We start from the raw sequence: 18983 nt of genomic DNA, 5'->3' as shown, positions 1-18983 counted from the left end.
GAAAAGAATTTTAAAATTAAGCTAGTCAAAATAAAGAAATTAAGACCAAGGAAGCAATAAGCATTATTTGAGCCAAAATAGAGAGTATAAAAGTGCAAATTGAATCATAAAAAGCTTAAAATCAAAAAAAGATTTCACAAAATTAGCTCGTGAAATCTCTTATAATGAAGTTCGCGTTTTCAAAATACGATTACTTTTTCAGTAGACTCCTTAAAAGCTCAGGATTTTTTTATATATTAAAAGTTTATTGCAGTCCTAACCTTCTGGATGCATAAAGCGTTGTTTAGCTAACAATTCTTCTTCTGTTTCAACAATATCCTCATCTGGAATGCAACAATCTACAGGGCATACTGCTGCACATTGAGGTTCATCATGAAACCCTTTACACTCTGTACACTTATCTGGTACAATGTAATAAACCTCATCACTTATAGGTTCTTGAGCCTCATCTGCATCAACCTCATTACCATTTGTTAAAACGACTGTACCTTCCAAACTAGTACCATCTTTATAGCGCCAATCATCAGCACCTTCATATATTGCAGTATTAGGACACTCTGGTTCGCAAGCTCCGCAATTTATACATTCATCTGTTATTATTATTGCCATAACTTTTTTTATCTTTATAAAATCTAAGAACTCCCTTGAGTTTCCTTAAATTTGCAATTGCAAAAATAACGCCAAAACCATTCATAACCAAATTAAGGATGCAATTACAAGAAAGAATTAATGCTTTTGTAAAATTAGGAGATTTTTTAAAACAATTTTCTAATGAAGTTATTCAAAAAAACGATAATGTTAAATACAATGAGCTATTCTTCGATGGCTTTAAACATCAACTAAAACTAGCTGAAGAACATAATGGATGGTTCACTAAAGAAAATATAAGGTTTTCTTTAGCCTCTTGGGTAAATGCTCTAACTACAGATAACCTAAATAAATGGTTAGCCCCTTACCAGATAAATAATATCACACCAAAACAGGTGGCTATTATTATGGCAGGAAATATTCCTTTAGTAGGGTTTCATGATTTTTTATCAATATTAATTTCTGGCCATCATGTATTGGTTAAACAATCATCTAATGACAAACACTTACTCCCCTATTTAGCAAAATATTTAGAGCATGTAGAACCTCATTTTAAAGGAGCTATAGCATTTACTCAGGATAAAGTTAAAAATTTTGATGCAGTTATCGCAACTGGTAGTAATAATACAGCCCGCTATTTTGAATACTATTTTAAAGGTAAACCATCTATAATTAGAAACAATCGAAACTCAATAGCCGTTTTAACAGGAAATGAAACCTCCGAAGATTTAAAAAATCTATCCGAAGATATTTTTAGGTATTATGGATTAGGGTGCAGAAACGTTTCTAAATTACTTGTTCCTAGAGGCTATAAATTTGATACATTTTTTGAAGCAATATATGATTGGCACCCTATTATTAATAAAGCCAAATACGCTAATAATTATGATTACAATAAAGCGGTATACTTAATGAGCGAATTTGACATGCTTGAAAATGGATTCTTTATGATTAAAGAAGACTCAAGTTATGCTTCACCCATTGCTACACTCTTTTATGAATACTACGATGATACAGCTGTATTAAAACAAAAATTAGAAGCAGAGAAACACCAAATTCAATGTATTGTTTCAAAAGGCTTTATCGAAAATGAAATTGCTTTTGGAGCAACTCAAAAACCGCAACTTTGGGATTATGCGGATAGTGTCGATTCTATTGAATTTTTATTAGCGATTTGATGAAAAAATTATTGATTTTATAGCACTAAATACCCAATTAATTAGCAACTTTGTATCTTTAAATCTCACATCAAATATTCTTCTTTACTTGAAAAGTATTTGATAAAACTAAATACTAATTTAAAGCACCCTAATAAATTCTCTTTCTTAATAGAAAGGGTTAGGGATAGAAAAAATGAAAAAACATAACTTTAGTGCAGGACCTTGTATTTTACCTCAAGAAGTTTTTAAAAAAGCTTCTGAAGCGGTTATTAATTTAGACAATAGCGGCTTATCATTAATTGAAATATCACACAGAAGTAAAGCTTTTGTTGATATTATGGAAAAAGCTAGGGCTTTAGCTTTAGAATTATTAGGTTTAGAAGGTAAGGGCTATAAAGCCTTATTTTTACAAGGAGGTGCAAGCACACAATTTTTAATGGTAGCTTTAAACCTTCTAGAAAAAAGAGCTGGTTATTTAAACTCTGGTACTTGGGCAGATAAAGCTGTTAAAGAAGCTAAAATTTATGATGATATTTATGAAGTAGCATCTTCTAAAAATGCTAATTACAACTATATACCTAAAGGTTACGATATCCCTTCAGATTACGATTACTTCCATTGTACATCAAACAATACCATTTTTGGTACACAAATGAAAGAATTCCCTAATAGTCCAGTACCAACGGTATGCGACATGAGTAGTGATATTTTTTCTCGTACTTTAGACTTTACAAAATTTGATTTGATTTATGCTGGTGCTCAAAAAAATATGGGGCCTGCAGGAACAACTCTAGTTGTCATCAAAGAAGATATTTTAGGAAAAGTATCCCGTAAAATCCCTTCTATGATGGATTATAAGGTACACATAAGTAAAGGAAGTATGTTTAACACTCCTCCTGTATTTGCAGTATATACGTCTATGTTGACTTTAGATTGGTTAAAAAACCTTGGAGGTATTTCTGCTATAGAAGAGGAAAATGAAAAGAAAGCTCGTTTAATGTATTCTGAAATTGATTTAAATCCATTATTTAAAGGATTTGCTGCAAAAGAAGATCGTTCAAACATGAACGCAACATTTACTTTAGAAAACGAAAACCTAAAAGAAACTTTTGAAACCATGCTAAAAGAAGCTGGTATTAATGGTTTAAACGGTCACAGAAGTGTGGGCGGTTATAGAGCTTCTATGTATAATGCTTTACCTCTTGACAGTGTAAAAGTATTAGTAGAAGTTATGAGTGAATTAGAAAGTAAAGCATAAAAATAGTTTACAGTAAACATAGCTGTTTGCAGTTGTTTACTAACACTTTAAAAATAAATTAAATAAAAAAGTATAAAGCTTATCTTTTTTAAACTTTATACTTTTAAACTTTTAAACTAAAAGAATGAAAGTATTAGCAAACGATGGTATTTCACAAAGCGGTATTGATGCGCTAGAAAAAGGAGGATACGAAGTTATCACAACCACAGTAGCTCAAGAGCAATTAATTAATTACATAAACGAAAAAGACATCACTGTTTTATTAGTACGTAGTGCAACTACGGTACGTAAAGATTTAATTGATGCTTGTCCAAACTTAAAAATCATTGGTCGTGGTGGTGTTGGTATGGATAATATTGATGTTGAATATGCTAGAGAACAAGGACGCAGTGTTATTAATACACCAGCAGCTTCATCTCATTCTGTTGCAGAATTAGTATTTGGACACTTATACGGATTAGCTCGTTTTTTACATAACTCAAATAGAGATATGCCTCTTGAAGGAGATAATAACTTTAAAGGTTTAAAGAAAGCGTATGCTAAAGGTACTGAGTTAAAAGGAAAAACTTTAGGTGTTTTAGGGTTTGGTCGTATTGGTCAAGCTACAGCAAAAGTAGCACTAGGAGCTGGTATGAAAGTGGTTGCTTTCGATCCGTTTTTAGAAAAAGCGAATTTAGAATTAGACTTTTTTGATGGACAAACTGTAAACTTTGAAATAGAAACTATTTCTAAAGAAGATGTTTTAAAACAATCAGATTTTATCACTCTACACGTTCCTGCACAAAAAGAATATGTTATTGATGAAGCAGAATTTAACATTATGAAAGATGGTGTTATTCTTGCTAATGCAGCTCGTGGAGGTGTACTTAATGAAGTAGCTTTAGTAAAAGCTATTGAAAGCGGTAAAGTTGCCAGAGCAGCTTTAGATGTTTTTGAAAAAGAACCAAAACCAGAAATGCAATTATTAATGAATCCTGCATTATCATTAACACCTCATACAGGTGCTGCAACTAATGAAGCGCAAGATAGAATTGGTACAGAATTAGCTTCTCAAATTATTAGCATTCTAGGATAAATATTTTCGTTTTATAGAAATAATAAATTTAAAAGAAACCTCGATTTTTATATTGAGGTTTCTTTTTTTAATAAAATGTGACCTAAGCATTATATTTGAGTCCTAACTATAAGCATTAGGACTTTTTTTGTATCTTAAACAATCAATTAATCAACCCTTTTTAATTAAAAACATAGAAACTATGGCTGGAATTTTAGACTTATTAAACACTGACCTTGGAAAAACTATTATTAGTGGTGTAGCTGGTCAAACCAATCAACCTCAAGATAAAACACAAAGTGTATTAACTATGGCTTTACCAGTATTAATGCAAGCTATGAAACGTAATGCTTCAACTCCCGAGGGTGCGGAAGGATTATTAGGAGCATTAAGCGGAGGTAAACACGATGGAAGTATTCTTGATAACTTAGGTAATCTTTTTGGAGGCGGAGTAGATTCTAATGTTATGGATGATGGAGGCAAAATTTTAAATCATGTTTTAGGTAATAAACAACAAAACGTTGAAAATGCTTTAAGCCAAAAATCCGGAATGGATGCTGGATCTATTCGACAAATACTAAAAGTAGCTGCACCTATTCTAATGGGCGTTTTGGGAAAGCAAAGTAGACAACAAAATGTGAGCAACTCTAATGGAATTGGAGATTTACTAGGAGGTCTATTAAGAGGTAACTCAGCTCAACAAGAACAAAGCTTTTTAGAATCTATTCTTGATGCAGATGGAGATGGTAGTGTTATTGATGATGTTGCAGGTATGGTATTAGGTGGAGATAAAAAGAAAAGCGGTCTTGGAGGTCTTTTAGGCGGACTTTTTGGAGGTAAATAACAATATATTTATACCCTATAAATTATTTAACGTCAAGCATATGTGCTTGACGTTTTTTGTTAAAATTACTTAAAAACAAACATTAGAGTCATGAATTTTGTAAATTTATAATATTCATTATTATTCAAACATTATTTTATTTCATCTTAAAATTAAAAAGAATGCTTTATAATTTATAATAGCTTTTAAGCCTATAAAAAACATTTCACTAAATGAAATCTATAGTTAACTCATTCTTACTCTAAAAGTCCCCTACTCTGTAATACATTTGAATAATAATTAAATTATTAAACTATGAAAAAACTCATTTATATACTCGTACTATCTCTATTTATTTTTAATTGCAATACCACTAAAAAAACAACAGCTTCAAAAAAAAATGAGCGCCTAGAAAGCCTTAAACAGAATGATACTGTATCTATTGTTAATGATGAATTAGAATATGAGATTCTTATTATAGAACCTGGTTTTAATTATTGGTTAGCAAGCCGAGCAAGACCAGAAGGGTTTTACAATCAAAAATATATGGAAAATAGAAATTATCAATATGTTGTAGAATGGAATCAGCGGGTATTACAACCACAACGTTTTAACCCTAGTTTATATGAAATGCAAATCAATTACCAGCAAAATATTGATTACGGTTACGAAGTAAATTATAAACTCTATAACTATTTTATATATTTTCAATTAACCTATAAACAAAGATTAGGACCGTTTGTTCCTAGAATTTAAATCTCTTTTAGTTATTTTTGCAATAAAATTGCAAATTACTACTGTGAAAAAATTAAAAGAGAACTGGGATATAAATAATAATTGGCAGCTTATTTTTCCTTTTTTAGGTATAATAGCTTTAGGTTATTCTTCATATAAATTATCGTATTTATTTCTGAAAAATTTTCATTTTTCTTTTACTTTATTACTAAGCTCTCTATTATTTTTTGTTCTATTAAAATTAATCCTAAAAATTTTCAAGAAATTAGAAAAGAAATGGGATGTAAATTATAGATGGGAAATGATCAATATCTTTCTAGTATTTGCTACTACTGGTTCTTCTTCTGTATTTGTTAGTAGACCTTTAATAAAATTAATGGGTATTAATAAAGAAAACCTTCCCACTTTTGCTTATTGGATTTTGTATATTGCAATTGGATTTCTTTTTTATCAAATTTTACTTGTCCTTATTGGCTGGCTATTTGGTCAACACAAATTTTTCTGGAATTTTGAAAAGAAAATGCTTCGCAGAATAGGCTTAAAACGTTTTGTAGATTAATAGAATGAACCACATTAAGGAACATATAACATTTAAAATACTTACGCTATTATTAGCTGTTGTATTGTTAGTTCCTACTGTTGTTAAATTCACTCATATTTTAACTCATCATGATCATGAACATGAAATTTGCTCTGGTGAAAAAACAACACATCTACATGAAATTGATTTAGAATGCGAATTCTATAAATTTAAGTTAAATAACCATTACTTTTTTTCAATACAATTTAACGATTTAGTATATGTAGTTTCTTATTACAAATTACCTTTTTTAACATACAAATTTCTTAATAATCATCAACTTTTATCTTTTTCGTTAAGGGGTCCTCCTGCTTTAGTTTAAAATAATAAATACTTATATATTTTAAATTTAAATCTAGGAATGAAACATTATTTAATATTGGTTATGGTTAGTTGTATAATAAACTTTACCCATAGCCAAAATTGCGAACAAAATCTTTTTGGCAGTATACAAGATTTTCATGATGGTACACCTATTATTGGAGCTACTGTATATATTAAAACATTAAATAAGTATACCACCTCAGATATTAACGGTAAGTTTACTATTAAAAACCTATGCAATGGTAACTTAGTTTTAATTGTATCTCATTTAGCTTGTGAAACACAACATGTTAAAATTCAAATTAAGGGAGATACGCATTACGAAATTAATTTAGAACATCATACAGAAGAACTGAATGAAGTAAAAATTGATGGAAGTGCTACCCGTAAATTAACTAAAACATCTCAAGAAACATTATTAAAAAATGATGTTATTGAGCGTTATAGTGCTTCAAATTTAGGGGATGTATTAAAACAAGTTAGTGGAGTTTCATCTATAAATACTGGTAATTCTATTGTAAAACCTGTAATTAATGGTTTACACAGCAGTCGTGTTATAACCAATGTTAACGGTGTACGTTTACAAGACCAAGAATGGGGTATTGAACATGCACCAAGTATCGATTTAAATATGGCTGGTAGTATTAGTGTTATAAAAGGCTCCAATGCTTTAGCATATGGAGGTGATGCTATAGGGGGTGTGATTGTTCTAAATCCATCAAATATTAGCATAAAAGATTCTCTTTATGGTAAAACTATTATTAATGGACAAACCAATGGAAGAGGTTATAACCTTACATCCTCACTAACCAAAACATGGCAAAAAGGTTGGTATATAAATAGTCAAGGTACATTAAAGCGTTCGGGAGATTTTAAAACAACTAATTATAATTTAACCAATACGGGGCTTAACTCGAAAGGGGTTTCACTTAACACTGGTTACAAAACATTTGAACAAGGTTTTAATGTTTATTACAGTTATTTAAATAACGAAATTGGTATTTTAAGAACGTCTCACATTGGTAATATAGATGATTTAGTTAATGCTATAAATACAAGGCAACCTCTAGTTATAGAAAATTTCAGTTATCGTATTAATGCACCTAGGCAAGAGATTACTCATAAAATTATAAAAACAGAATTTTATAAACGTTTCAAAAAATTCGGGAAATTAAAATTACACTACGATTTTCAAAAGAACCAAAGGTTTGAATATGATATTCGTCGTGGTAGTGATAGAGATTTACCTGCTATAGATTTAACGCTAAAAACCCACACTCTTAAATCTAATTTAAAAATGGATTCCAATATAAATTCAATTTATAATTTAGGGGTAAACTTAAGTTTTCAGAATAATTTTGCAAATCCTGATACTGGTATTAGGCGCTTAATTCCTGATTTTGATAAGTTTGATTTTGGTGTTTTTGCTATTTCAAATTTTAAATTAAATGATAAAATCAATTTAGACCTTGGTTTACGTTACGATTTTAACAAAATTGATGCTAAAAAGTTTTATATAGCCACACGTTGGGAGGAACGCGGTTACAATGTAGACTTCTCAAATCTCATTATAGATGATTTAGGCACGCAGTTACTAACAAACCCAGTGTTTAAATATCACAATATTTCCGCTTCTGCTGGAATTTCACATCAATTTAACGATAATAATTCTGTTATTATAAATTATGGATTATCCAATAGAGCACCGAATCCTTCTGAATTATTTAGTGATGGTTTGCATCAATCAACTGCTCGATTAGAATTAGGAGATTTAAGGCTGGAACAAGAAACATCTAATCGATTTTCTGCTACGTATCAATTTAAAAATAATGGCTTATCAGTTAATCTTGAGGGTTTCGCAAACCATATTAGTGATTATATTTTTATAAAACCTACTGGAACAGAACTAACTATTAGAGGAGCTTTTCCTGTTTGGGGCTATTCAAAAACCGATGCATTACTATTTGGTTTAGATATTACAGCTAATTATACTTTGAATGAAAACTGGTTTTTATCAAATAAATCGGCTTTTATTAAAGGACGGAACCTTGATAAAAAAGAGGCTTTGATTGATATCCCTTCGTTTAAAACGGTAAATAGCTTGAGGTATTACAATAAAAAATGGTTAAATTTTAATACTGAACTACAAAGTGAATTGGTATTGAGGCAAAATGATTTTCCAAACAATAATTTTGAAACATTTATTCCTTCAACACAAAACTTTGTTTTAGTAGATATAAGTTCGCCGCCTTCGGCATACCATTTAATGCATTTTGAAAGTGATATAACACTCAAACTTTCAAAAAAAACAAACCTAAATATAGGTTTGAATATTACAAATATTTTTAACTCATCATATAGAGAATACCTTAACAGATTAAGATATTTTGCTGATGACTTAGGAAGAAATTTTATGTTACAATTAAAATTAAATTATTAATATTAAAAAATACAAAATGAAAATATTTAAAAACATCTCGATCTTATTAATTACAGCTTTAATATTTACAGCATGTTCAAATGATGATGATAATAACCCTGAGCCTGTAGAGGAACAAGAAGTGATTACAACACTTACAGCTACTTTAACCCCTGTTGGTGGAGGAAAAACTATAACATTAGAGTCAAAAGATTTAGATGGTAATGGTCCAAATACTCCTGTAATTACAGTTTCTGGTCCATTAGAAGCTAATACAACATATAATGCAAGTCTTGAATTATTAAATGAAACAGAATCTCCTGCAGAATCTATTAATGAAGAAATTGAAGAAAAGGATGATGATCACCAATTTTTCTATCAAATTACAAATAATCTTGCTACATTAAATTATGCAGATTTCGACAGTAATAATAAACCTCTAGGGTTAGAATTCTCCTTAACTACTACTACAGTTACGGGTTCTGGATTCTTAACTATTACCTTACGTCATGAGCCAAATAAAAATGCTTCTGGAGTAAGTGATGGTAATATTGAAAATGCTGGCGGAGAAACAGATATTCAAGCAGTATTTTCTATTTCAGTGCAATAAATAAAATAGTATTTAATTCATAAAAAAGGGCATCTAAAATAATTTTGAATGCCCTTTTTATAATTTTTAAACTACATATCATTAGTAAATTATTATTTATAAGACCTATTATAAATTAAAAAATAGATACTATTTTTAAACAGAATAGTTTTTCAATTTAGTAAGAAATATAAATATTAGGAGGCTGTTTATAGACAAATTTATAAGTAAAATGATGATTTTATTCTTAAGATTGATTAAGGTTTACTCCTAAATTACCATCTATTTTTGTTTTAAATTAATTAAAAGATAAAAAACGGACAATGAAATGCTGTAGGTCGTAAAATGACAGAGATCGTATATCTAAAAAAATCGAAAAGAGAATATTCACAACTAAGCAAAAGAGCGCTATGTAAGTTTATTTTCTGAGCGTCGAAAACTAATAAAATATATCTCTTTAAAATATATAGCATCTTAATATTGGATTTACACCACAAGCATTAAGTCTAATACGATATACCGTATTTCTTATTCTGTATAATAAAGTGTAATTCTACATTAGTGTTTTCTTTAATTAAAATTTAGTTAATCATCATTAGGTTTTTAGTCCTTTATTTTATTAAAAAAATTAACAACCCTATCAATTATTTTATTTTCTTACATGATTTTTATCATATTATTTATTATGATTTAAAACTACTTTTAATATTCAATTTTAAATCGATCGAATAATGAAAAAAAGAACGCCTATTTCAGCAATCATGACGTCTGATGTAATTACTTTAAACCATTCTGATAGTTTAGTAACTGCTGAAAAAATATTCAAAAAAAATAACATTCGTCATATCCCAATAATAAACGGAAGTAAAATAACTGGTATGTTAAGTTATACTGATTTATTAAGAATAAGTTTTGCTGATGCCGTTTATAAAGATGAAAAGGAAATAGATACTACATTATATGATATGTTTACTATAAAACAGGTAATGACCAAAAATGTAATAAGTGTTAATTCTAAAACAACAATAAAAGAGGTCGCTGAAATGTTATCCAAAAAAGAGTTTCATGCATTACCTATAATTAATAATAAAAAGTTAGTTGGTATCGTTACAACAACAGACCTTATAAACTATTTAATAGCCCAATTTTAATAGTAAATTTGTTATTAAAATCTGATTTATTAACCTGGATTTATTTTTTATTTGATCGCTTTCCAATATTTGCAAACTAACCTCTTATAAAATATGAGACCATTAATAGTACTTTTACTCAGTTTTGTAATCTCACTTTTCGTTATTAAACTTATAAAGAAAGAATACAATTTATAATACTTATTAAAAATTTCTTCACCTTTTATTTGCTAGAAAATTACTACTTTTAATAAAATCTGTTTACATGCAGGTTTCTTGTATTAATTATTATATCTAATGAATAAAAAATAAATATAGAATGATACATAATGAGAAATCAAGAGTTTTAAATAATGATCGTATTAAATTACCTTTTACTTTTAATGTAAACAAAATGCGCACAGAATTTGAAACTTTAAGACTGGATAAATTCGAATATTATAATGTCATACCTTTACGGTCTCCTGCACATATTGTAGATACTTCATTACCTTTCCCTCCTCCTGAAAATGATTATGCGGATGGTTCTTGGACAAAATGGCTTGATACTCCTGCCTTAAAAAAATCTCCGTATATAAGAAGTGTCGTTAATACGTTTAGAAAAAACACAAATGTTACCTTAGTTAGATTATTACGACTTGCTCCTAAAGCTGTAGTTAAAGAACATACAGATCCAACTCTCGCTCTAGAGATAGATAAATCTGTTATTCGTCTTACTATTCCAATTCTTAACAATGATAAAGTCACTTTTTTTTTAAATGAGACACCAGTTCCAATGCAATCTGGAGAATGCTGGTACTTAAGACTTACAGATCCTCATAAAGTCATTAATAATGGAAATACAGAACGTGTAAATCTAACTATTGATATGATACCCAATAATTGGATAAAAGAAATAATTAAGAAAAGTCAATTACCAATAGAATCATAAAATGAGCTTCTACTTATTAGCCATTATTTAAAAATAGCATAAAAAAAATGTATAAGTGCTATTAAGCTAGCAGCTTATACATTTTTTATATAAAATGATATTAACCTAAATTCTTATCTAGAATAATTAGGTGATTCATTAGTAATGGTTACATCATGTGGATGACTTTCATTAATGCCACTAGTAGTAATTTTTACAAACTGTCCAGTTTCTTTTAAAGTTTCTATATCTTTTGCTCCACAATACCCCATACCTGCACGTAAACCACCAATAAATTGATGAATACTTTCAAATAATTCTCCTTTATAAGCTACACGTCCAACAATACCTTCTGGAACAAGTTTTTTAATATCGTCTTCTACGTCTTGGAAATATCTGTCTTTACTACCCTCTTTCATTGCTTCAACTGATCCCATACCACGATACGATTTAAACTTTCTACCTTCGTAAATAATAGTTTCTCCTGGAGACTCTTTAGTTCCTGCTAAAAGCGATCCTAGCATCACTGTATCTGCTCCTGCAGCTATAGCCTTAGGAATATCTCCTGTGTAACGAATACCACCATCTGCAATTACTGGTACACCACTACCTTTTAAAGCTGCCGAAACCTCTAATACTGCCGAGAATTGTGGAAACCCAACACCTGCAACTACACGAGTAGTACAAATAGAACCTGGTCCAATCCCTACTTTTACAGCATCTGCTCCTGCTTCTACTAAATACTTAGCTGCTGCTCCTGTTGCAATGTTACCTACAATAACATCTAGTTTTGGAAATTTCGCTTTAATTTCTTTTAATACACCAACCACACCTTTTGTGTGACCATGTGCTGTATCAATTACCACAGCATCAACTCCTGCATTTACTAAAGCTTCTGCTCTATCTACAGCATCTCCTGTAACTCCTATAGCAGCAGCAACTCGTAAACGACCATACTGATCTTTATTAGCAATTGGTTTTTGGCTAAGTTTTGTAATATCTCTAAAGGTAATTAACCCAGAAAGTTTAAAATTATCATCTACAATAAGTAATTTCTCAATTTTATACTGTTGAAGAATTTTTTCAGCATCTTTTAAAGAAGTTCCTACTGCTGCTGTTACTAAGTTTTCACTAGTCATAACCTCAGTAATAGGTTTTATATTATCATGCTCAAAACGTAAATCACGATTTGTTACAATTCCCTTCAATATTCCATCTTCATCTACAATAGGAATTCCTCCAATACCATGCTCAGTCATATATTGCTTTGCATCTATAACTTTAGCTGTTAACGGTAAAACGACAGGATCTATAATCATTCCACTTTCTGCACGTTTAACTTTTCTAACTTTTAAAGCTTGTTCTTTAATAGTCATATTCTTATGCAAAACACCAATACCTCCTTCTTGCGCCATGGCTATAGCCATTTTGCTTTCCGTAACCGTATCCATAGCTGCCGAAATTATAGGCACATTGATAGTAATGTTTCTCGTAAATTTTGTTTGAATACTTACTTCTCGTGGAAGAACTTCAGAAAATGCAGGGACTAGCAGTACGTCGTCGTAGGTTAACCCCTCTCCTACTATTTTATTTTGATGTGCGTTCATGATGCAATTACAGTTATAATTGCGTGCAAATCTACGCATTTTTTTTCACATTCAATTTAATATTAACACTAAAAAATAATATATCAACTTGTTGAGACCTTTGCAAAAAAGGTTTTAAATTTTCAGTTTTGCTTTAGTTTAAATTTTTTTAGATTATTCGGGAATAAAATCTGTTTTTTTCAATTTTTGAGTTTTGTTTTATAATTCCTAGTACTCTTATCACTCATTTTTCATCAACTTTTGGCGAATTGACATACCAATTTTACTTAAAAAGGTTACTTCTTATCAAGTTAACCTAAATGAGAAACCTTTCTATATATTTCGTAAAAGCTATTTAATATTTATACAATCTATAAACTGTAGTTTTCTCTGGCTTTTTTAGCCCAAACTATTATAACTTCCTTTTCTTCTTCAGTAATTGATCCATGCATCCAAGTATATGATTTTAATGGCATTTCTCCTTCTTCAACCTCTTCAATTAACTCATCTAACTTGTGATCTTTCTTTTTATCACTATAAGTCGACCAATTAGACAAATTAAAATGCTCATTCCCTTCTTCAATATGATCATGTAACCAAAAAGATACTGGTGCTACTTGGGCATACCATGGATATTCTGTTTTATTACTATGGCAGTCGTAACATTTGCTTTCTAAAATAGCTGCTACTTTGTTACTTGGTTTTGTTTCAGTTTCAAAAGCTGAAACATCTCTATATTCTGCATTATTTTTTTCTGGTCTATAAAATTGAATAAGGACTAAAGCTATTAATAATGCAACTAATATTTTTTTAACTATTTTCATTGTTTAACTTTTTAAAATTTGATTTGAAGTGTTGTATACCAATTTCTTGGTGCCGATGGAATGATTCCTGGCCCAGGATATCCTGTTGCGCGTCTTGTAAAGTAGCTATTATCTAAAACATTGTTAATACCTGTTTCTAATTTGAATTTTTTATAACTGTAAGATAAAGATACATCTAAAATATCGTACTCTGGAATTTCTCCAACTACGCCTTCTCTTGAACCTCCTTTGAGAGCTCTTCCTGACTCGAATGCATCTGTAAATTGCTCTGAAAGATATGAATATTGTATGCTTCCTAACAAATTTTTATATCCAAAACGCAAACTTGCTTTTAAATTAACCTTAGGAATAAATTCTACTTGATTTCCTTCAACTCCATTTCGTTTAGACTTAGTATATTCTGATTCTATATAAGCGAAATTTAAACCTAAATTCAATTTATAATCAGAATTAATTTGTAAAAGATCCATTATATTCCAATCAACAAAGCTTTCTACACCATAAATTATAGCATCACCTGCATTGGTTCTAATCCTATTAGCACGATTATCTAAAATAGTTCCTATCCTATCATTATAATTTACTGCAAACACTCCTACATCATAAGACAGTAATTTCCTATATTTACCTCGTAAACCTAAATCAATTGTAAACCCTTCCTCATCACTTATCTCAGGATCTATAATAAAGGTTGGACTTACTGAACGGATATCATTAAACGTAACAGATCGATAGTTTTGAGAAACATTACAAAATAACTCTACAAAATCGTTAGGCTTGTAGCTTATTCCTAACCCTAACAATATAAAATCCCTATCAAAAACTCTATTATCTTTATTTTCCTGAGAATCAATAATATTATTAGAATTATCATAATTTTTATTAAAAAAAACTCCTTTACTTTCTGTTTTTATCTGCTCAAATCTAAAGCCTGGTGTGAATGATAATTTATCTGATATTCTAAAAATATTTTCACCAAAAACTGATAAATTTCTATTTGGATATTTAAAATCTGATACATTAGGATAATTAGAATTTACTTCGTCAAAAATAGAAAAATCAGAACTAACCCCTCTACTACCTCCACCTTGTTTACTTGCATTAGTAGCACTATAATATTTACTTCCTATTAAAAAAACCGATTCTTTACCCAATAAATTATACTTTGTTAATAACCTCGCTTCTGCTCCCCAATTATTAAAATTCCCTATTAAAATGTCTCTATTGTAAAAAAAACTTCCATCAATATTCTTAGCATCCTCAGTATTAATTGGATTTTTATTTAAACCCGAAGGAAATGGATCTCCCCTAAAACCAACTGCTCTTCTTGATGCATCTAACCCAAATAAGTTAAAAGTGAATTTTGTTTTTCTTGAAAACTCATGTTTAAATTTTAAGTTATAAAGCAACCAATCTACTTCAAACCAGTTACGAGTTCTATTACTTTGTAACGCGTTTTCTTCAAACATTGTGTCTGTTAATCCTCCAGCCTGTTGTGCTAAATACCGTAAATAAGTCACTTCTCCTGATAATGAGGTTTTATCTGTAAATTGGTAACCCAAATATGCGAATACGTTTTTAGATTCAAATTGAGAGTTTGGTCTAAAACCGTCTCCTTTTTTATAATTAAAATACGTGTAATAGCTCCATTTATCTTTTGCACCACTTAAACTAGTGAAATTAGTATATAAACCAAAACTTCCAATGGTGTTTCTTGTAATAAACTCTATAGGTTTATTAGGGTTTGGTGACTTCATTTTAAAATTTATTAAGCCTCCAAATTGCGTTCCATATTGTAATGAAGCTGCCCCTCGAATAACTTGAATTTCTTCTAAAGCTTCAGCTGGCGGTGTATAGTAACTTTCTGGATAACCTAAAACATCTGCACTTATATCGTACCCATTTTGTCTGGTATTAAAATTTGCTGTTCGATTTGGATCTAATCCTCTTCCTCCTATATTCAGCTGCAATCCAGCATCATCATTTTGATAAATATTTAAACCTGTTACTTGACTATAAATTTGGCGTGCATTGTTAGATGCTAAATTTGCCATAGATTGTTCCACAAGTATAACCTCGGTTTTCTTACCTGCATAAATAGCAGTTCCTTCAACATCTTTTAAACGCTTTAATTCAAAAACACGTGCTTTTCTAGCAGTAATTTCTACCTCTGTTAGATTTTCTGTTAAGTCTTTTAAAACAATGTTTAATTTGGAAACCGTATCTGTTTGTAGCGTTATTTCTTCAACATTATATTCTAAAGAAAAAAATACTAAAGTCAATTCTTTTTTTATTGTTTGAAATTCAAAATTCCCTAAGCTATTTGTTGTTGCTAATAACCCTGAAACTTTATCGTAAACCTTTACATTTGCAATTGGTTTATTATTTTTAGAGAAAGTAACTGTACCTGTAATATTTTTTTGTGCAAATATTGAAACACTAAATATGAGTGCAACAATAAGTTTAAAGTCCTTTAATCTCATCCTGAAATGGTAAAATCCAACCCTTTTGTTTAAATGATTCTTTTTCTTGATACAAATTTACGTCTTTATCTATAAATGGCTGACTTAATCGCCCATTTAATGCAACGTAGCTTTCAACATAAATCTGAACATTTTCATGTCCTTGTGCAGTAAAATGATCTCCCAAATAATGCGCATATTCTAATATAAAATCTGGTTGAAAACTCATCTGTTTTTCTTGAAATGGCGTTAAAAAATCACTATTATTAACATAGAAGAAATCGCCTGTTTCTCCATTTACTATTTTAAAACTACTAATTCCCATTTTTTCCATAAGCATAACACGCCATGAAAAGCGATAGCCTTCTTCTGTCCAAAATAACTCATTATCATAGAACATATATCGAAACGGAAAAACAAGTTGAATACAAAAAAACAAGCCTAATAAAACAACTATAGGTTTCCTTAACTTATAGTTATAATTCGTATTTTCTATAATTGAAAATTTTAATGTTTTATAGCTTATAATTCTTTTAAAGAATTTAATAATTTTTTCATGAAAGCCAATATCAAGAAATATTAATGTAGAAACAATCATAATAAAAGGAAACATACCTATTGGAAATAAAACTCTAGTAAAAACATGAAATATAATAACTAAAAGAAAAGCTAGTTTTCGTGTTTTTTTATATAGCAATAAAAACGGAATAGCCAAATCGTATAACATGCCACTCCAACTCATAGCATGATGAAACCAATTTTGCTGCATAAGGTTTTCTCCTATTAAAGGTAAATCGTATTTAGAGGGTAGCCAGATTTTTAATGGCATAGCTTTAAACAGCCAGTCGCTATTAAGTTTTGCTAAACCTGCATAAAAATAAACAATGCCTAAAAGTAGTTTTACACTATCTATAGTCCACTTAGGTATACTTATACAAGTTTTTTTTCTAAAAATATTATCTATTGAAAAATAAGCATTTGCTGGTAAAAAAATCATTAAAAAGCTCATTATACTTATAAAATAATAATGATTTAAATAGGTTGTCTTATCCATAAGCTCTATATAAGTAAAGCTCAAAAAAAACGTAATAATTGCTATTCTATATTTTAGCCCCAGAGCAACTAAAAATGCGGAAATACCACATACAACAAATAGCAAATATGTATAACTACCAATGGGGTTTACCCATTCGAAACCATAATAAGAAAAATGAAATTTTGGTTGAATATAAAGAGTATCAATCCATCCATGATACCAAAAACGAATGATACTAAAACACATCATAATACCAAAACACATTCTAAATACGGCAAGAGGTGCAGCACTAGTTGTTTGGTTTAAATATGTTTTCATTTTAAAAATTTATTTTAATTTATAACAAAAAAGGTTGTCATATTTTACAAGACAACCTTTGTTTTAATTTTTATATATTTTATTAATCGCCATCGGCATCTACAAAATCAACACTTACATTAAAAGCCTGAAGCATATCTACCTTTAATGACACAACTGTAAGTTGTAGAGCGTCAAAAGCTTGAGTCATTTTTGTATTATCTGTATTAATTTGTATATTAAAATTATCGTGTAATGCTTCTATTTTTTGTCGCGCATCATCAAATCTTGTATTTATTAAACCTACTAAATCATTTCTGTCTAAATGATTTAAATAACTTTTAAAACTTTCACCTATAGTAGCACTTAAATAAGCTTTACCATTAAATAAGTTTTGTACTGCATTTAAGGCTTCTAAAGCTAACTCTTTTGATATGTCTTGATTATAAAATGCTTCTATCTTTTCTGGTAATGGAGTTGTTGAAAAGTTTCCTGCAGGAATTCCTATTTTGTTTGCTCTCAACCCCTTTTCGTAATAAAAAATAAAATCATTTACAAACTTATTTAAAGAGCTTGTTGCTGTGTTTGCTATTGAATTTACAAATGTTGTTCTATAAACTGTCTTCCAATCATCTAAGACTATTTGAGTTAAAGATGCCATTTGATCTATAACATCAGCAAGGTAATTCTTGTATTTAATATCTAAATATTTATTTAAAATAGCCATGTCATCATTTCCAATACCATATAACAAATAATCTACAGCTGGAAAACCGACAGCATCATTATTATTAACATTCGTTAAATCGTAAGTTCCTGAACTAATATTGTTTTCAATATCTAATACATTTGTTGGATATACATTCATTTGAAAGCTATATTGTAATTCTTCTGCTTTACCAATATTAAAAACCTCTACAGATTGCCAAACTTTATAAGCCTCTATCCATGACATTCTAAGAGCTTCTAAATTTATTTGATTAGGTGCAACTATAAATACGTCTTTATTTGCTTTTAAAGCTAGAAGTTTTACTTGTAAATCTTCGAAAGCAGGTATAATAGTATTATCTACTAAATTTGTTAATAATGCCCCTCTATTAAAATCATCTGTTTTACTAGATGGTCCATCATCCGAAGACGAACTACAACCTACTATAACTAGTGCTGTAATTAATACCAAAATAATCTTTCTACCTGTAATCATAACC

17 protein-coding genes are annotated in these 18983 nt (G+C 29.5%); 11 read left to right on the top strand and 6 right to left on the bottom strand.

The annotated features are described in order from the left end of the window. Positions 1 to 255: 255 nt before the first annotated feature. Positions 256 to 609 carry a 4Fe-4S dicluster domain-containing protein gene (locus A8C32_RS06300; RefSeq protein ID WP_069829584.1) on the bottom strand — a complete coding sequence of 118 codons (354 nt, stop codon included), beginning with the start codon at positions 607 to 609 and terminating at the stop codon, positions 256 to 258. Between the two features lie 98 nt (positions 610 to 707). Here A8C32_RS06300 and A8C32_RS06295 point away from each other — a divergent pair, with 98 nt between their 5' ends. The 11 genes from A8C32_RS06295 (at position 708) to A8C32_RS06245 (ending at position 11591) form a co-directional block, all read left to right on the top strand. Beyond that, positions 708 to 1766 (top strand): acyl-CoA reductase, encoded by a 1059-nt coding sequence (locus A8C32_RS06295; RefSeq protein ID WP_069829601.1) that lies wholly within the window; start codon positions 708 to 710, stop codon positions 1764 to 1766. Between the two features lie 175 nt (positions 1767 to 1941). Then, positions 1942 to 3006 carry a 3-phosphoserine/phosphohydroxythreonine transaminase gene (serC, locus tag A8C32_RS06290; RefSeq protein ID WP_069829583.1) on the top strand — a complete coding sequence of 355 codons (1065 nt, stop codon included), beginning with the start codon at positions 1942 to 1944 and terminating at the stop codon, positions 3004 to 3006. 124 nt (positions 3007 to 3130) lie between these two features. After that, the gene (locus tag A8C32_RS06285) at positions 3131 to 4081 is read left to right on the top strand and encodes a D-2-hydroxyacid dehydrogenase (protein WP_069829582.1); all 951 of its coding nucleotides are present in this window, start codon (positions 3131 to 3133) and stop codon (positions 4079 to 4081) included. Positions 4082 to 4262: 181 nt separating this feature from the next. Beyond that, entirely contained in the window at positions 4263 to 4904 is a 642-nt protein-coding gene (locus tag A8C32_RS06280) for a DUF937 domain-containing protein (protein WP_069829600.1), read from the top strand. Positions 4905 to 5198: 294 nt separating this feature from the next. After that, positions 5199 to 5639, top strand: coding sequence for a DUF6146 family protein (locus A8C32_RS06275; RefSeq protein ID WP_069829581.1), 441 nt, complete (start codon positions 5199 to 5201; stop codon positions 5637 to 5639). Positions 5640 to 5682: 43 nt separating this feature from the next. After that, on the top strand, positions 5683 to 6177 hold the full coding sequence (locus tag A8C32_RS06270) for a DUF6787 family protein (protein WP_069829599.1): 495 nt from the start codon (positions 5683 to 5685) through the stop codon (positions 6175 to 6177). A 4-nt stretch (positions 6178 to 6181) separates the two neighbouring features. Then, a complete protein-coding gene (locus A8C32_RS06265; protein WP_069829580.1) occupies positions 6182 to 6520 on the top strand; it encodes a hypothetical protein in 339 nt (112 codons plus the stop codon). 39 nt (positions 6521 to 6559) lie between these two features. After that, positions 6560 to 8962: a TonB-dependent receptor gene (locus A8C32_RS06260; RefSeq protein ID WP_069829579.1), complete on the top strand. Its 2403-nt coding sequence runs from the start codon at positions 6560 to 6562 to the stop codon at positions 8960 to 8962. Positions 8963 to 8978: 16 nt separating this feature from the next. Next, positions 8979 to 9551, top strand: coding sequence for a type 1 periplasmic binding fold superfamily protein (locus A8C32_RS06255; RefSeq protein WP_069829578.1), 573 nt, complete (start codon positions 8979 to 8981; stop codon positions 9549 to 9551). A 710-nt stretch (positions 9552 to 10261) separates the two neighbouring features. Beyond that, on the top strand, positions 10262 to 10681 hold the full coding sequence (locus A8C32_RS06250) for a CBS domain-containing protein (protein ID WP_069829577.1): 420 nt from the start codon (positions 10262 to 10264) through the stop codon (positions 10679 to 10681). A gap of 298 nt (positions 10682 to 10979) precedes the next feature. After that, positions 10980 to 11591 (top strand): aspartyl/asparaginyl beta-hydroxylase domain-containing protein, encoded by a 612-nt coding sequence (locus A8C32_RS06245; RefSeq protein ID WP_069829576.1) that lies wholly within the window; start codon positions 10980 to 10982, stop codon positions 11589 to 11591. A 113-nt stretch (positions 11592 to 11704) separates the two neighbouring features. Here the strand turns inward: A8C32_RS06245 and guaB are convergent, their stop codons facing one another. The 5 genes from guaB to A8C32_RS06220 all read right to left on the bottom strand — a co-directional run bounded on the left by guaB (position 11705) and on the right by A8C32_RS06220 (position 18979). Next, positions 11705 to 13177, bottom strand: a complete 1473-nt coding sequence (guaB, locus tag A8C32_RS06240) for an IMP dehydrogenase (RefSeq protein ID WP_069829575.1) — start codon at positions 13175 to 13177, stop codon at positions 11705 to 11707. A 350-nt stretch (positions 13178 to 13527) separates the two neighbouring features. Further along, entirely contained in the window at positions 13528 to 13980 is a 453-nt protein-coding gene (locus tag A8C32_RS06235) for a heme-binding domain-containing protein (protein ID WP_069829574.1), read from the bottom strand. Positions 13981 to 13991: 11 nt separating this feature from the next. Further along, positions 13992 to 16463 (bottom strand): TonB-dependent receptor domain-containing protein, encoded by a 2472-nt coding sequence (locus A8C32_RS06230; RefSeq protein WP_069829573.1) that lies wholly within the window; start codon positions 16461 to 16463, stop codon positions 13992 to 13994. After that, positions 16444 to 17796 carry an HTTM domain-containing protein gene (locus A8C32_RS06225; protein ID WP_069829572.1) on the bottom strand — a complete coding sequence of 451 codons (1353 nt, stop codon included), beginning with the start codon at positions 17794 to 17796 and terminating at the stop codon, positions 16444 to 16446. Before A8C32_RS06225 ends, A8C32_RS06230 begins: the two co-directional genes overlap by 20 nt. Positions 17797 to 17878: 82 nt before the next feature. Further along, complete coding sequence (locus A8C32_RS06220; protein WP_069829571.1) at positions 17879 to 18979, bottom strand: imelysin family protein; 1101 nt, start codon at positions 18977 to 18979, stop codon at positions 17879 to 17881. Positions 18980 to 18983: the final 4 nt, after the last annotated feature.

Origin of the sequence: Flavivirga aquatica (assembly GCF_001747085.1) — a bacterium.
Taxonomy (GTDB): Bacteria; Bacteroidota; Bacteroidia; order Flavobacteriales; family Flavobacteriaceae; genus Algibacter_C; species Algibacter_C aquatica.
The sequence above is the reverse complement of the archived record's forward strand: the minus strand, read 5'-3'. Positions and strand labels throughout refer to the sequence as shown.

Excerpts from the sequence above, each read along its gene's own strand:
- A8C32_RS06300 (WP_069829584.1), bottom strand. The coding sequence starts at position 609 with ATGGCAATAATAATAACAGATGAATGTATAAATTGCGGAGCTTGCGAA.
- A8C32_RS06295 (WP_069829601.1), top strand. The coding sequence starts at position 708 with ATGCAATTACAAGAAAGAATTAATGCTTTTGTAAAATTAGGAGATTTT.
- serC (WP_069829583.1), top strand. The coding sequence starts at position 1,942 with ATGAAAAAACATAACTTTAGTGCAGGACCTTGTATTTTACCTCAAGAA.
- A8C32_RS06285 (WP_069829582.1), top strand. The coding sequence starts at position 3,131 with ATGAAAGTATTAGCAAACGATGGTATTTCACAAAGCGGTATTGATGCG.
- A8C32_RS06280 (WP_069829600.1), top strand. The coding sequence starts at position 4,263 with ATGGCTGGAATTTTAGACTTATTAAACACTGACCTTGGAAAAACTATT.
- A8C32_RS06275 (WP_069829581.1), top strand. The coding sequence starts at position 5,199 with ATGAAAAAACTCATTTATATACTCGTACTATCTCTATTTATTTTTAAT.
- A8C32_RS06265 (WP_069829580.1), top strand. The coding sequence starts at position 6,182 with ATGAACCACATTAAGGAACATATAACATTTAAAATACTTACGCTATTA.
- A8C32_RS06260 (WP_069829579.1), top strand. The coding sequence starts at position 6,560 with ATGAAACATTATTTAATATTGGTTATGGTTAGTTGTATAATAAACTTT.
- A8C32_RS06255 (WP_069829578.1), top strand. The coding sequence starts at position 8,979 with ATGAAAATATTTAAAAACATCTCGATCTTATTAATTACAGCTTTAATA.
- A8C32_RS06250 (WP_069829577.1), top strand. The coding sequence starts at position 10,262 with ATGAAAAAAAGAACGCCTATTTCAGCAATCATGACGTCTGATGTAATT.
- A8C32_RS06245 (WP_069829576.1), top strand. The coding sequence starts at position 10,980 with ATGATACATAATGAGAAATCAAGAGTTTTAAATAATGATCGTATTAAA.
- guaB (WP_069829575.1), bottom strand. The coding sequence starts at position 13,177 with ATGAACGCACATCAAAATAAAATAGTAGGAGAGGGGTTAACCTACGAC.
- A8C32_RS06235 (WP_069829574.1), bottom strand. The coding sequence starts at position 13,980 with ATGAAAATAGTTAAAAAAATATTAGTTGCATTATTAATAGCTTTAGTC.
- A8C32_RS06230 (WP_069829573.1), bottom strand. The coding sequence starts at position 16,463 with ATGAGATTAAAGGACTTTAAACTTATTGTTGCACTCATATTTAGTGTT.
- A8C32_RS06225 (WP_069829572.1), bottom strand. The coding sequence starts at position 17,796 with ATGAAAACATATTTAAACCAAACAACTAGTGCTGCACCTCTTGCCGTA.
- A8C32_RS06220 (WP_069829571.1), bottom strand. The coding sequence starts at position 18,979 with ATGATTACAGGTAGAAAGATTATTTTGGTATTAATTACAGCACTAGTT.